15 protein-coding genes and 1 tRNA gene are annotated in these 13,908 nt (G+C 56.4%); 11 read left to right on the top strand and 5 right to left on the bottom strand.

Features of this window, described 5'->3' with window-relative positions; translation table 11 throughout:
• Window positions 1–62 precede the first annotated feature (62 nt).
• From murC to Q0O07_RS01880, 7 genes are all read left to right on the top strand, one after another.
• Window positions 63–1,457 carry a Mur ligase family protein gene (gene murC / locus Q0O07_RS01910; protein WP_295489679.1) on the top strand — a complete coding sequence of 465 codons (1,395 nt, stop codon included), beginning with the start codon at window positions 63–65 and terminating at the stop codon, window positions 1,455–1,457.
• A 163-nt stretch (window positions 1,458–1,620) separates the two neighbouring features.
• The gene (rpsF, locus tag Q0O07_RS01905; protein WP_295445533.1) at window positions 1,621–2,070 is read left to right on the top strand and encodes a 30S ribosomal protein S6; all 450 of its coding nucleotides are present in this window, start codon (window positions 1,621–1,623) and stop codon (window positions 2,068–2,070) included.
• Between the two features lie 3 nt (window positions 2,071–2,073).
• The gene (gene rpsR, locus Q0O07_RS01900) at window positions 2,074–2,298 is read left to right on the top strand and encodes a 30S ribosomal protein S18 (RefSeq protein WP_125229746.1); all 225 of its coding nucleotides are present in this window, start codon (window positions 2,074–2,076) and stop codon (window positions 2,296–2,298) included.
• 11 nt (window positions 2,299–2,309) lie between these two features.
• Window positions 2,310–2,987 carry a 50S ribosomal protein L9 gene (gene rplI / locus Q0O07_RS01895; protein WP_295489677.1) on the top strand — a complete coding sequence of 226 codons (678 nt, stop codon included), beginning with the start codon at window positions 2,310–2,312 and terminating at the stop codon, window positions 2,985–2,987.
• A 265-nt stretch (window positions 2,988–3,252) separates the two neighbouring features.
• Window positions 3,253–3,759 (top strand): 2'-5' RNA ligase family protein, encoded by a 507-nt coding sequence (locus tag Q0O07_RS01890; RefSeq protein ID WP_295489675.1) that lies wholly within the window; start codon window positions 3,253–3,255, stop codon window positions 3,757–3,759.
• A 76-nt stretch (window positions 3,760–3,835) separates the two neighbouring features.
• Window positions 3,836–3,912 (top strand) — tRNA-Met (locus Q0O07_RS01885).
• A 138-nt stretch (window positions 3,913–4,050) separates the two neighbouring features.
• The gene (locus tag Q0O07_RS01880) at window positions 4,051–4,752 is read left to right on the top strand and encodes a Crp/Fnr family transcriptional regulator (protein WP_295489672.1); all 702 of its coding nucleotides are present in this window, start codon (window positions 4,051–4,053) and stop codon (window positions 4,750–4,752) included.
• A gap of 30 nt (window positions 4,753–4,782) precedes the next feature.
• Here Q0O07_RS01880 and Q0O07_RS01875 read toward each other — a convergent pair whose 3' ends face one another.
• The gene (locus Q0O07_RS01875; protein WP_295489670.1) at window positions 4,783–4,977 is read right to left on the bottom strand and encodes a zinc-finger domain-containing protein; all 195 of its coding nucleotides are present in this window, start codon (window positions 4,975–4,977) and stop codon (window positions 4,783–4,785) included.
• 138 nt (window positions 4,978–5,115) lie between these two features.
• Between Q0O07_RS01875 and Q0O07_RS01870 the strand changes: the two genes are divergently transcribed.
• The 4 genes from Q0O07_RS01870 (at window position 5,116) to Q0O07_RS01855 (ending at window position 9,375) form a co-directional block, all read left to right on the top strand.
• On the top strand, window positions 5,116–6,033 hold the full coding sequence (locus tag Q0O07_RS01870; protein ID WP_295489668.1) for an ABC transporter ATP-binding protein: 918 nt from the start codon (window positions 5,116–5,118) through the stop codon (window positions 6,031–6,033).
• Between the two features lie 65 nt (window positions 6,034–6,098).
• Window positions 6,099–6,491: an endonuclease domain-containing protein gene (locus Q0O07_RS01865; RefSeq protein WP_295489667.1), complete on the top strand. Its 393-nt coding sequence runs from the start codon at window positions 6,099–6,101 to the stop codon at window positions 6,489–6,491.
• Window positions 6,491–8,065, top strand: a complete 1,575-nt coding sequence (gene nadB, locus Q0O07_RS01860; RefSeq protein WP_295489665.1) for an L-aspartate oxidase — start codon at window positions 6,491–6,493, stop codon at window positions 8,063–8,065. Before Q0O07_RS01865 ends, nadB begins: the two co-directional genes overlap by 1 nt.
• Before the next feature lie 68 nt (window positions 8,066–8,133).
• A complete protein-coding gene (locus Q0O07_RS01855; protein WP_295489663.1) occupies window positions 8,134–9,375 on the top strand; it encodes a dipeptidase in 1,242 nt (413 codons plus the stop codon).
• A gap of 2 nt (window positions 9,376–9,377) precedes the next feature.
• Here Q0O07_RS01855 and Q0O07_RS01850 read toward each other — a convergent pair whose 3' ends face one another.
• The 4 genes from Q0O07_RS01850 to hflK form a co-directional block, all read right to left on the bottom strand.
• Window positions 9,378–10,583 (bottom strand): M20 family metallopeptidase, encoded by a 1,206-nt coding sequence (locus Q0O07_RS01850; RefSeq protein ID WP_295489661.1) that lies wholly within the window; start codon window positions 10,581–10,583, stop codon window positions 9,378–9,380.
• A gap of 39 nt (window positions 10,584–10,622) precedes the next feature.
• Complete coding sequence (locus Q0O07_RS01845; RefSeq protein WP_367271024.1) at window positions 10,623–12,119, bottom strand: trypsin-like peptidase domain-containing protein; 1,497 nt, start codon at window positions 12,117–12,119, stop codon at window positions 10,623–10,625.
• A gap of 116 nt (window positions 12,120–12,235) precedes the next feature.
• Window positions 12,236–13,081, bottom strand: coding sequence for a protease modulator HflC (hflC, locus tag Q0O07_RS01840; RefSeq protein ID WP_295489657.1), 846 nt, complete (start codon window positions 13,079–13,081; stop codon window positions 12,236–12,238).
• The coding region (gene hflK, locus Q0O07_RS01835) for a protease modulator HflK (protein ID WP_295489656.1) at window positions 13,078–13,908 on the bottom strand (831 nt) is incomplete at its 5' end. The genes hflK and hflC, both read right to left, overlap by 4 nt.

Raw genomic sequence — 13,908 nt, 5'->3', positions numbered from 1 at the left:
TGACGCAGTTTTGTATATACAGGACCATTGCCAAATTCATCTTCCGGCCATAACCGCCACTGATGCACAAAAACAAATCCTATTTCTTCTGTGGCATTGGTGGATCGGGCATGTTGCCCTTGGCCAACATTGTCCGCGATACAAATGCTATTGTGGCCGGTTCCGACCGCGCGCTGGACCAAGGCCGGTTGGGGCCGAAATTTGCATGGCTGCAAAGCCTTGGCATCGACCTGTTTCCGCAAGACGGCAGTGGCCTGATAAACGGCGACCAAATTCTGATTGCGTCCGCCGCCATTGAGGACAGTGTGCCGGACATCGCAAAGGCCAACGCGCTTGGCTGCCCGCGCATGACCCGCGCGGAATTGCTGGCTGATTTGTTCAACGCCGCCCCGCGCAGCGTTGCGGTTGGCGGGACGAGCGGCAAATCGACGGTGACGGGAATGATCGGCTGGATATTGACCGATGCTGGCCTTGACCCGACGATCATGAACGGTGCGGTGATGAAGAATTTCGTCGCCGATGATGCGCCCTTTGCCAGCGCGCGCGTGGGGCAGGGGGAGGCTTTCGTTTCGGAGGTCGACGAAAGCGATGGCTCCATCGCTTTGTTCGCGCCCGAAGTTGCGGTGCTGAACAATGTCAGTCTTGATCACAAAACCCTACAAGAATTGCGGCAGTTGTTTGGGGACTTTGCCAAAAAGGCAAAAGTCTGTGTCTGGAATGCCGATGATGCGGAGACGGTGGCCTTGGTCGCACCGATGGCATTGCAGGGCGCTGTCAGCTTCGGATTTTCCTCCAACGCCGATTTCCGCGCGACCGACATCACTGATCTCCCGCTTGGTAGCCGCTTCACGCTCCATGCATTGGGCGAAGCTTACCCCGTGACCTTGATCGTCCCCGGCAGGCACAATATCGCCAACGCCCTTGCTGCGATAGCCGTCAGCGTTGCGCTTGGCGTGTCCGTCGCGCAAGCCGTGCGCAGCGTAGAAAGCTTTCATGGCCTCGCCCGCCGTTTCGACATTGTCGGCAAGGCCAATAACATCACTGTCATTGACGATTTCGGCCACAACCCGGACAAAATTGCCGCGACGCTGGCGACGTTGAAGGCGTTTCCCGGCCGCATCATCGCCTTCTTCCAACCGCATGGTTACGGCCCCATTCGCGTTATGGGCGCTGAACTTGCGGGCGTGTTTGCGGACATGCTTGGCGCAGACGACCATCTGCTCCTCTGCGGGCCCGTCTATTTCGGCGGCACCGTGGACAAAAGCATCGGTAGCCAAAGCATCACCGAGGTAGTCACCGCCGCTGGCCGCAACGCCGAATATATCCCCAGCCGCGAAGAATGTGGCAACCGCATCGTGGCGCTCGCAAGGCCGGGCGACCGGATTGTGATCATGGGCGCAAGGGATGATACATTGAGTGCGTTTGCGGCGGACATCTTGCAGCGGCTAGGGCGTTAAAGGCTGGCAACACATTTTCGCAACCCCGCGAATCGCTTGCATTCCGCACCAATCTCTCCTAAACGCGCCACTTCGCTCAGGTCCGCCTGACTGAAATCGAAGAAGGCCGGAGGGGCGTATGCATGGTGCTGCGTCAGCGATCGGTAGGAACAAGGAAACGCCCATGTCTCTGTACGAGCATGTATTTTTGGCGCGTCAGGACCTTTCACAGGCCCAAGTTGACGCGCTGGCTGAAAACGCCACCAAGATTGTAGAAGACAATAAAGGCAAGGTCGTAAAGACCGAAACCTGGGGTCTTCGTACATTGACCTACAAAATTCAAAAGAACCGCAAAGCGCATTTCGTGATGCTCGACATTGATGCTTCGGGCGACACGATTGCCGAGCTTGAGCGTCAGACGCGCATGAACGAAGATATCATTCGCTACATGACTGTCCGCGTGGACGCGCATGAAGCCGGCCCGTCGGTCATGATGCGCAAGAGCGACCGTCCAGAGCGCAGCGAACGCGGTGAGCGTGGCGGCTTTGGTGGTGGCGACCGTGATCGCGGTGCCCCTCGGCCAGATCGTGGCGACCGTCCAGACCGCGCACCGCGCGCAGAGCAGGAGGCTTAAGACATGGCACGTCCGTTTTTCCGTCGCCGCAAGTCCTGCCCATTTCAGGGTAAAGACGCGCCGCAAATCGATTATAAAGATGTACGCCTGCTTCAAGGCTATATCTCAGAGCGCGGCAAGATTGTCCCATCGCGCATCACCGCCGTTTCGGCAAAGAAGCAGCGTGAGCTGGGCCAAGCGATCAAGCGCGCCCGTCACATCGGCCTTCTGCCGTACATCGTGAAGTAAGGAGCCGAAATATGGATATCATACTTCTCGAACGCGTTGAAAAGCTTGGTGCAATTGGTGATGTTGTCACCGTGAAGGACGGCTATGCCCGTAACTTCCTGCTACCAAACAAAAAAGCGCTCCGTGCAAACGACGCTAACCGCAAGGTTTTCGAAGCCAATCGCGCGAAAATCGAAAGCGATAACGCAAGCCGCCGTGATGAAGCCCAAAAGGCTTCAGGCAGTGTCGAAGGCAAGCAGATCATTCTGATCCGCGCCGCTTCGCAAACTGGCCAGCTTTACGGTTCGGTCTCGGTCAAGGATATTGTTGACGGTCTGGTCGCCCAAGACGCCAAGGTTTCCAAGGGCATGATCGTGCTTGAACGCCCAATTAAAACGCTCGGCATTTTCGGTGTCAAAGTTGTTCTGCATCCCGAAGTTACTGTCAATGTTCAGGTCAATGTGGCCCGTTCGGACGACGAAGCGGAGTTGCAGAAGGACGGCGTCAACGTGCTCGACCAGATGTTCGAAGACGAACAGGCCGAGATCGCTGCTGAAGCCATTGAAGCGCAGGTTGAAGCTGAAGTGGCCTCTGACGCAGCGGATGCTGCCGAAGCGGCTGCCAATGCAAAGCGCCGCGAAGAGCAAGCTGCCGCCAAGGCTGCTGCTGAAGCGGCCGGCCTTTCGGCTGAGGCAAGCGACGAAGCATAAAGCTTTCGATTGCTGCATACAAAACGCCGCCTTGTTGCAAGACAGGGCGGCTTTTTTGTGCCTCTACCGCACATCATCCTGAACTTGTTTCAGGATCACGCAATTGGGTCGCAGTTAATCCCACTCTTTGTCATTCCCGCGCAGGCGGGAATCCATGGCCCTGACCACTCGAAAAAATCACAAGTTTGACCATGGATCCCCAATCAAGTTGGGGATGACACAGTGAGAGGTAGCGGCGGGACATTCACTCCTCTAAACCCACCCCATGACCGCACCCATCATCATCACCGCCGACATGGGCAAGACCGACCAGGCATGGGCCAATGGCCTACGCCGTGCGCATTTTCCGGCGGAGCGCAATTTTGTCGATGCGCATATTACGCTGTTTCACCATTTGCCGCCAAGCCATTTGCCAGAGATAAAGTCGAGGCTTGCGGCGTTGGTTCAGGACTATACGGCGCCTGTTGCGTATATCAGGGATGTTATGTTGCTGGGCAAGGCCGTGGCGTTCCGCGTGGAGAGTCCTGAATTGCTTTCGATGCGGGAGGCGTTGGCCGACAGTTTTCGCGGGCTGTTAATCCCGCAAGATCAGGCCACACCCAAATTGCACATAACGATCCAGAACAAGGTTGAGCCGCCAGTCGCCAAGGCGCTCCACGCGCATTTGCGGGAGACATTTCGACCCCGTCCGCTGGCCATTTCGGGTCTATCGGCGCATTATTATCGGGGTGGGCCTTGGGAGCATATCGGCAGATGGTCATTTCGCGGCTGACAATGCTTGACCCTTATAACCCCCGCGCTTATAGCGCCGCGTGCTTCCCCGCAAATGCTGGGATTCACGGTTGGATGGCGAAGTAGCTCAGCTGGTTAGAGCGGTGGAATCATAATCCATAGGTCGGGGGTTCAAGTCCCTCCTTCGCTACCATTTTCCTTGTGCGCAACTGGGGACGAACCCTGATAGTGTCGCGATCTGCACATGCGATATCAGAGCGGCGGACCGACGGTATGCCAAGCCCCGCTTTGAACGGTTGCTGCGCTTTGCTGCGTGGGCTATGATCAGACCATGCAAGACTGCTCCCAATGCATTGTACGCAACCGTGCAATTTGCGCCGGACTCGAAACGGACGAGCTTGAACTGCTGAGTCGGCAAGGTCGAAAGCAAAAAGTTTCCAAGGGGCAGACTGTGTTTTGGGAGGGAGATGACGCTGTCGTTGTCGCCAATGTTATCGCAGGCGTGCTAAAGGTTTCGATGAGCTTGGCTGATGGCCGGGAGCAGATTGTCGGGATTGTTTTTGCATCAGATTTTATTGGGCGGCCCTTTGGCCAGCAAAGCCCGTATAGCGTGACCGCGCTGACCGATGCTGAATTGTGCATATTTTCCCGATCCACCTTTGACGGCTTTGCTCGGCAGCATCCCGAGCTGGAACATAAGTTGCTGCGCCGGACGTTGGATGAACTTGATCGTGCGCATGCATGGATGTTGCTGCTTGGTAAGAAAAGCGCGACCGAACGGATCGCGACTTTGTTACTCGAAATGTCTGTTCGTCTTGGCGAAACGGGCTGTACGGTTGACACAGGCGCACTGGACGCATTTGAACTGCCGCTTGATCGCCAGCAGATTGGCGACGTTCTGGGGCTAAGGATTGAAACCGTCAGCCGTCAGTTTTCTAAGTTAAAGGCCGATGGAGTCATCCATCTGCCGGATCGCCGGACCGTTGCCATACGCGACCGGGCGCGGCTTCAGGATCTTTCGGCTGCTGCCTGAACGGTGGTTTAGCGACGCTTGGGGTGTGGCTTAGCTTGGAATATTATCCGCCGGGCCACCGATGAGCACAAAATGCCGGTCGCAATAGCCGCAGTCGACATAACCTTTTTCATCAATTTGAAGCCAGACTCGCGGGTGACCCAATGCGGCGGGAATATCTCCACTGCCGTCGCAAGCGACACGCGGTTCGCGGACTCGGATTGTTTCGGGGGCGCTGTTGTTCATGTCCGCCGCTTAGCAAAGCCGCAACGTGGCTGCAACGGCTGAGAAATAGTGCAGTCACGATAATCGTGCGTCCACGAAATTCTAGCGGGGGGATTCCATGCGATTGCGCTGACACCATGCGTTCGCTATCGCAACAACATGTCCGAACAAGCTATCTCGATCCAAAATCTTTCCAAAAAATATGCGGGGGGGAAACAAGCGCTAAGCGATGTGAGTTTTGACGTCGCGCAAGGGTCGATTTTCGGCCTTCTTGGGCCCAATGGCGCCGGCAAATCCACGTTGATTAACATCTTGGCCGGGCTGGTGATGAAGACATCGGGCAGCGCGTCCATATGGGGGTTCGACATCGACGCGCATCCGCGTAACGCGAAGGCATCCATTGGCATTGTGCCACAGGAGATTATGTTCGACCCATTTTTTACACCGAAAGAAGCGCTTGAGTTGCAAGCGGGTCTTTATGGTGTGCCCAAGTCGAAACGCCGGACGATGGAATTGTTAAAGGCGGTGCGGTTGGAGGACAAGGCCGATGCCTATGCGCGGACCCTGTCGGGCGGGATGAAGCGCCGCTTGCTGGTCGCCAAAGCCATGGTGCATGCGCCGCCCGTCATCGTGCTCGATGAACCGACGGCTGGTGTCGATATCGAACTGCGTCAGCAATTGTGGGATTATGTGCAGGAACTGAACCGCCAAGGCGTGACGGTCGTGCTCACCACCCATTATCTCGAAGAAGCCGAGCAGTTGTGTGACCGGATCGCGATCATCAACCATGGGCAGTTGATTGCCAACAAGCCGACGCGCGAACTGGTCGGTATGGCGCGCGAGAAGGCAGTCGTATTAACGCTGGACCGCGATGTAACCAGTGCGCCAACGCATGAGGCCTTTGAAAAAACGGAATTGGTTGGTGAGCGGACGGTTGAGATTACGTACAATAAAGACCGTATGAACGCAGGCGAAGTGCTTTCCGTGATTCAAGGGCTTGGGTTGGGCATCGTTGACGTAACCACCAAGGAGGCCGACCTTGAAGACGTCTTCCTCCGCCTGACAAGTGCCACATAAGATGTTCCCCTACCGCTTGCGGGAGGGGCTAGGGGAGGGCTATAGCGGTTCAGGAGGGCAGGTAGTTGGACAATCCAATTTTCAGAACCAGAAACACCGAACGATCACGAGAACTGCGCCGAGCATCTCCACCAGCTGAACGCACATTATGGTCTCAATTACGGTCTGGTCAGTTAAACGGGCACCGATTTACAAAGCAATTTCAGGTCGGCAGCTATTTCGTCGATTTTGTTTGTCGTGAGAAGAAGCTGGTTGTCGAAGTGGACGGATGGTCACATGACGCACGGCAAGGATATGATGGACAACGCGATAAATTTATCCGGTCAAAAGGCTATGAATTGCTGCGTTTTACGAATGAACAAGTAACGCTTAATCTGGAGGGAGTCTTAGTAATGATACGCGAGCGCTTGGCGGCGATACCCTCCCCCAACCCCTCCCGCACGCGGGAGGGGAGTTGATGGAAGCGGATGTTCTGATCATTGGTTCGGGCGCTGCGGGGTTGACGGCGGCGTTGCAATTGGCGGCGACGCGCAAGGTTGTGGTGCTGGCCAAGGGTTCCATTTCCGACGGTGCAACAGCATGGGCGCAGGGCGGGATTGCCGCCGTTCTTGAACCCGGCGACAATTTTGCGAACCATATCGAAGATACGATGGTCGCAGGCGCGGGGCTGAATAACCGCGCCACGGTGGAATTTGTTGTCGAAAACGCGCCACTCGCGATTGAACGGTTGGCAAAGCTTGGCGTGCCCTTCAATTTGGAGGGCAATGACTGGCACTTGACCCGCGAAGGCGGACATAGCCACCGGCGCATCGTCCATGTGGACGACGCCACTGGTTGGGCCGTGCAGCAAGCGTTGGAGACTGCCGCCAGAGCACATCCCAATATCAGTTTGGTTCCGGACCTAGTCGCGATCGATTTGATCTTGGGCCGGCATCAGGAACGCTTTTCAACGTCAGGCCGCATTCACGGGGTCTACGCACTGAACCGCAAAACGGGCAGGGTCGAAACCTTCACCGCGCGCGCGACTGTTTTGGCGAGCGGCGGTGCTGGCCGGACGTATCTTTATTCAACTGCCCCGCGGGGTGCGACGGGCGACGGCATTGCCATGGCGTGGCGCGCGGGGTGCCGCGTTTCCAACATGGAATTCATGCAATTCCACCCGACCTGTCTTTACAATCTTGAGGTTAAAAATTTCCTGATAACTGAGGCGGTGCGCGGCGAGGGCGGAATCCTCAAAAACCCGAAAACCGGGCATCGTTACATGCCCGATTACGACGATCGTGCAGAGCTTGCGCCGCGTGACATTGTCGCCCGCGCCAATGACGCCGAAATCAAGCGCGATGGCCTTGATTATGTCCACCTCGATATCAGCCACAAGCCACCCGAATTTGTGAAAACGCATTTTCCGAATATTTACGAAAAGCTTATGGGTCTTGGCATCGATATCACGCGCGAGCCCATCCCCGTGGTGCCAGCGCAGCATTATACCTGCGGCGGTGTGATTGTCGATTTGGACGGTCGGACCGACGCACCGGGCCTCTATGCCGCAGGCGAGGTGACGCAAAGCGGCCTGCATGGTGCAAACCGTCTAGCGTCTAATTCCTTGCTGGAATGCTTTGTCTTTGGTGATGCCTGTGCGCGGCATATTGAGGCCAATTGGGACCGCCTGCCGCCTCCGCCGCCAATCCGGTCATGGGATGAAAGCCGCGTGACCGACAGCGATGAAGAGGTAGTTATCGCGCAATGCTGGCGCGAAATACGGCAGTTTATGTGGAACTTTGTGGGTATCGTGCGCACGACCAAACGGTTGGAGCGGGCGCAGCACCGGATTGATTTACTGCGTAGCGAGGTTGAGGATTATTACAGGCATTTCCGCGTCACCCCTGACCTGATTGAGTTACGTAACCTCGTTGAGGTTGCCGCATTGATTATCCGGTCGGCACTGGCGCGGCATGAAAGCCGTGGACTCCACTTTACACTCGATTATCCCGAGATGGCAGACAGCGCGGTCGACACGATTTTGCTGCCATAGGCACAAAACACTTTCTTACCGATGGCAAACGCAGGCAGGGACCTGACCCTATTTATTTGGAGGCTATTATGGACGTTCGAAATCAAGTCGCTGCTATTCACCTGCGTAAAGTTTTGCAACTGTCTGTCGTGGCGCTGCTAGGGGCAATGGCTATGCCCGCCGCCGCTGCGACGCCCGAAGAAACCGCGCGCGAAGTGCTGGCCAAATCGCCTATCATCGACGGCCATAATGACACTCCCCACCAGATTGCTGAGTTGTTTGACCGCGACTTTTCAAAGTTCGACCTGGCGGCGTTGCCAGCAGACGTGCTCGCCAAAACGCATACTGATATAAAAACTGCACGCGCCGGATTTTTGGGCGGGCAATATTGGTCGGTTTATGTCGACGCCGCTTTGCCCAAGCATGAGGCGGTGACGCGCACTATTCAGCAAATCGACGTCGTCCGGCAAATGATGGCGCGATATCCCGAAACATTCAGTTATGCAGAAACGACGGCAGAGGTTGAGGCGGCGATAAAAAAGGGCAAAATCGCCTCACTCATTGGCATGGAAGGTGGGCATTCCATCGGCAGTTCGCTGGAAATCCTGCGGCAGACTTATGCGCTTGGCGCGCGTTACATGACCCTTACGCACAGCCTGACCACCGATTGGGCGGACAGCGCAACCGACGCGCCAAAGCATGACGGACTGTCGCCCTTTGGTTTTGAAGTGCTTGCCGAAATGAACCAATTGGGGATGATTGCGGACATCAGCCATGTGTCAGAGGCAACGATGCACGATGTGTTGGATAAGAGCACGGCGCCTGTTCTGTTCACGCATAGCAACGCCCGCGCGGTCACGCCGCACCCGCGCAACGTGCCCGATTCGGTCCTCAAGCGCCTGCCGCAAAATGGCGGCGTGGTGATGGTGACCTTCGTGCCGGGCTTTACCTCAGCCGCGCGGCGTCAATGGGAATATGAACGCTCCGCCGTTGCAGGGCGCGCTAAGACTGAGTTTTCCGGCAATCCGGTTGGCGAAAAGGCCGCTGTTGACGCATGGATAGCCGCCAACCCGCAGCCAAAGGCCACGCTGGCGCAAGTTGCCGACCATATCGACCATATCCGCAAGGTTGCAGGGGTTGACCATATCGGCATCGGCGGTGACTTTGGCGGCGTGGACGAACTGCCGGTTGGCTTGGAAAATGTCTCAACCTATCCCGCCTTATTCGCCGAACTCGTCCGCCGTGGCTATGCGAAGGCGGACCTCGCCAAAATTGCGCAAGGCAATGTCCTTCGCGTGATGCGCGCTGTGGAGAAGGCGGCGGGTAAGTAAATTTAGGAAGCAAACCCGTCGGCTAGAAAACGTTCAGCGATGGCGGCGTGGAGGGCGGCGCCTTTGGCCATGACGCTGTCGTCTAAGACCATGCGGTTGGAGTGCAGGCCACAGCAAGTGCGCCAGTCGTCGCCTTCGTGTGACGCGCCTAAGAAGAACATCGCGCCGGGGACTTTTTCGAGCACATAGGCAAAATCCTCGGCACCCATGATGGGCGTGTCGAGCGTGATCCAGCTTTCGGGGCCGAACATATCCTCGACCACCGATTTGCCAAACTGAACGGCGCGGTCGTCGCAGACGGTGACGGGAAAACCCTGTTCAATATGAACCTGCGCGCTGCAACCATGTGCAGCGGCGATACCGGGAACAAGGCGGTGCAATTCCTCGGCCACGCGTGCGCGCGATTGTGGGGACAAGGTGCGGATGGTGCCCAGCAAATGCGCAGTTTCGGGAATGATATTGTTGGTGGTGCCCGCCGATATTTTGGCGATGGTGATGACCGCCGGATTGAACACTGAAATCTTGCGGGTCACCATCGTCTGGATCGCCGAAACGATTTCGCAAGCGACGGGGATGGGGTCGATGGCGTCATGCGGCATGGAGGCGTGGCCGCCAGCGCCCTTGACGGCTATGGTCAGTACATCGGACGATGCCAGTAACGGACCACTACGCCCGCTAAACACCCCGCGCGGGGCGTTGGGCATGATATGCAAGGCAAAGGCGGCATCGGGCAGGGGGTCGATCAAACCGTCGTCGAGCATGAAGCGTGCGCCATGATGGCCCTCTTCGCCCGGTTGGAACATGAACTGGACCGTACCCGCCAATTGCTCGCGTTTGGCGCATAACATCTTTGCCGCGCCAACCAGCATTGCGACATGGGTATCATGCCCGCACGCATGCATCGCGCCGTCGGTCAGCGAGCTATATTCAAGGCCGGTATCCTCATGCAGCGGCAGTGCATCCATGTCGCCGCGCAGAAGCACATTACGGCCATTGGCAGGGCCTTTGAGGGTAGCAATGAGGCCAGTGGTTGATGGCCCCTCACGCAGCTCAAGCGGAAGGCCAGCAAGCGCTGCCTTGATCTTCGCCAATGTCTTAGGATTTTGCAGACCCAATTCCGGCTCGGCATGAATAGCCCGGCGCAGGTCAATAAGGTCGGGAAGGATATGTTCGGCGTCGGCGCGCCAGTCGGTGCTGATGAAGTCCATAGCTTAACTAGCACCAGCCTGACGCGACCGACAACAGTCTTAATCTTCCAAACGCACAGCTACATATTGCGTGGCTGCTCCACGCCGTTTTACGCCCAGCAGGATCGCGCTGCGACCGGCTGCCTTTGCATCCTTGACGGCGGCGGCGAGCGCGGCAGCTGTATTCAAGTCGCGATAATTTGCGGAGACGATGACGTCCCCGCGCCGTAAACCAACCTGCGCACCAGTGCCGGTGCCGGGGACGTCGATGACTATGCCCTTAAAGTCGCGGGGTAATTCAAGCACACGTGCGATTTCGGCATCCAATGGAATGACGCTGAAGCCAAGAGCATCACGAATGACTTTAGAATCGGGCGTATCGGTTTGCTTGTCGAAGTCTTTATTTTCTTCCGGGTTGAAGTTGCGTTGGGCCAGCTTCTCTTCGGGCGGACGTGCGCCAACCGTAGCGGTCAGCTTCATAGGCTTGCCTTCGCGCAAAATGTCGAGCGGAATACGTGTGCCCGGTTTGATATTGGCGACAATGAAGGACAAGGTCACTTCGGGCGTCACTTCACGGTCATTGACGCGAATGACAATGTCATTTTCTTTCAGGCCAGCCTTGTCGGCTGCCTCACCGGCAACAATGCGCGCTACCAATTCGCCGCGGTTTTTCTCCAGACCAATTGCGTCGGCCGTAACCTCATCGACGGGCCTGATGCTGATCCCCAAATAGCCACGCTCTGGACGGACGCCTTTTTTCAGGGATTCAATGACCGGAATGGCTTCTTCGGCTGGGATGGCAAAGCCAACGCCGATATTCGCGCCCACTGGCGAAATCAGGCGGTTGTTGATGCCGACAACTTCACCCTTCAGGTTGAATAATGGGCCACCCGAATTGCCTGGGTTAATTGCAGTGTCGGTTTGAATAAAGCGGTCATATGCTCCGCCAGCGCCGATGTTACGCTGAAGCGCCGAGATGATCCCTGCGGTTACCGTGTTGCCAAGGCCAAGCGGATTACCAATGGCGATTACCCAATCACCCACACGACTTTTCTGAGAATCTGCCATTTTGACAAAGGGCAAGTTCGAGGCGCGGATCTTGAGCAAAGCAATGTCCGATGATGGATCGCGGCCAACTATTTCGGCCTCATATTCTTTGCCGTCGAAAAGCGTCACCGTCACGCGGTCAACCGCTTCGCCAGCCGGGCCACCTGCCACAACATGGTTGTTGGTGACAATATAGCCGTCGCTTGAGATAAGAAACCCTGAGCCCCCACTCGCTTGTTCCTGTGTGACGGGGCGGCGTTCGCCGGTGAGCGGATTAAAACTGGTGGCTACCTGCACCTTTTGACGCGTGGCGATATTGACCACTGCGGGCTGCAATTGTGCGGCGAGATCCGCAAAGCTCGACGGCGCGCCGCCCGGGGCGAGATTGACCTGTTCCGAGACAGCCAGTCCGGTTTGCGCGGTCACGGGGTTGCCATTGACTAAAGCAACTGTGCCGCCAGCCATCAAAAGCGCGGTGGTAACTGCATAAGCGTAACGCACGGATATCATTCCTTTCGTCTATTCAATTGGGCAAAGGGCCCGAAGATCTATTCATCGTTGGCGTGCTAAAGCTGAACGCCGATTGAATGGACGCCATTCAACTGGCCAACGTCATCGTCCTTCGACTAAATCCCTTTACGGAATTTTTCCAGATAGGCGTTTTGCGGCGACAGGATGATGTTCGTTGCGCCTTCGCCATTTTGGAATGTCTGACGATAGCTTTGCATCGCGCGATAGAAATCATAAAAACCCGGGTCCTTGCCATAGCTGATGGCGTAGATGCGGGCGGCTTCAGCCTCGGCGTCCGCGCGGATAATCTGCGCTTCCTTTTGGCCTTCTGCGTCAATGGCGATGGCTTCCTGATTTCGGGCGCTGCGCATGCGGTTATACGCCGACTGTAACGTTGCGGCTGGCAAGTCGGCACGCTTGATGCGCACGTCAATGACTTCGGCGCCATAATTCTTGGCTTCGCGATTAAGCGCAGTCTGGATATTCTCCATGACTTCGCCGCGTTCCGCGCTGAGCAATGTCGCGAAAGTCCGCTTGCCAAGCTCATTGCGCAGCGATGATCCCAAAATCGTCCGCAATTGGTCGCGCAGGCGATCTTCTGTACGGATTGTGCGGTACATCACCGCGGGCTTGGTAATACGGAAACGGGCAAAAGCGTCCACCTGTAACCGCAACTGGTCGGTGGAAAGCACTTCCTGTTGCTCCATCTGAACACTCAAGACGCGCTTGTCGATCATCTGGATTTGTTCGACAAAGGGTATGCGGAAGGTAAGCCCGGCACGCGTTTCGCCGAATTTTTCACCTGGTCTATAAGCGTTAACGATCCGGTCGACCTTACCATAGCTGCTGATAATGGCCTGTTGCGTTTCGGGCACGACATTCACCGACATGCTCATCAATATGAGCGCGCCGATCGCTCCAATCGCGAGATAAATCGGATTGCGAAGAAGGCTGCTGGTCATTGTTTAGTCCCTGTAACGGTCACTGGTTCGGCCTTTGGACCTGTTCTTTTCTGGAATTCGGGAATGGGAAGATACGGTGTTACGCCGCCGGTTTCGACAATCGTCTTGTCGACCTTCCCAAGTACTTGCTCCATGGTTTCATAATAAAGCCGACGTTTGGTAACCTCTGGTGCCTCACGATATTGCACATAGATTTTGTCAAATTCGGCGGTTTCACCCAATGCGAGCTCAGTCACGCGGCTGGCATAAGCGCGGGCATCGTTCAAATAGCTTTCGCGCCGTTGTTGCGCCGCGTTCACTTCACGGAAGGCGTCATTAACCTCGGCCGGTGGGTCCGATTGGCGGATTGAGATGCTCTGGATCAGCACACCCGCCCGATATTCATCGAGCACTTGCTGCATCCGGCGACGCACCTCGATCTCGATTGCGCCACGCCCAGGGCCAATGGCCTGCGTCAGATCATAATTGGCGACCGCAGCGCGCATAGCGCTTTCGGCAACTTCTTTGACCGTTTCCTGCGGGCTGTCGAGTTGGAACAGATACAGCTCCGGCTCTTTAATCGACCAACGGACATCATAAGCCATGTCGATGATGCTTTGGTCCTTCGTCAGTACCAGATTCTCGCTGCTTGCCTTTGGCGAACCTACAGATGTCGTCTGAATCTGCTGCGTATCAATTTTCGTGATGCTTTGCAGCGGCGCAGGCAAAGTGAACTGGATGCCCGGCTGCACTGTGCGCGCATATTTGCCCAATTGCGTCACGACGCCTTCTTGTTCGGGGCCAATACGGTGGATGCTTGTCCACACCAGCCACAGCGCCACCAAGGC

Source organism: Sphingorhabdus sp. EL138, assembly GCF_945890115.1.
GTDB lineage: Bacteria > Pseudomonadota > Alphaproteobacteria > Sphingomonadales > Sphingomonadaceae > Sphingorhabdus_B.
Note: the sequence above shows the minus strand (reverse complement) of the source record. Positions and strands in the feature narration are given on the sequence as shown.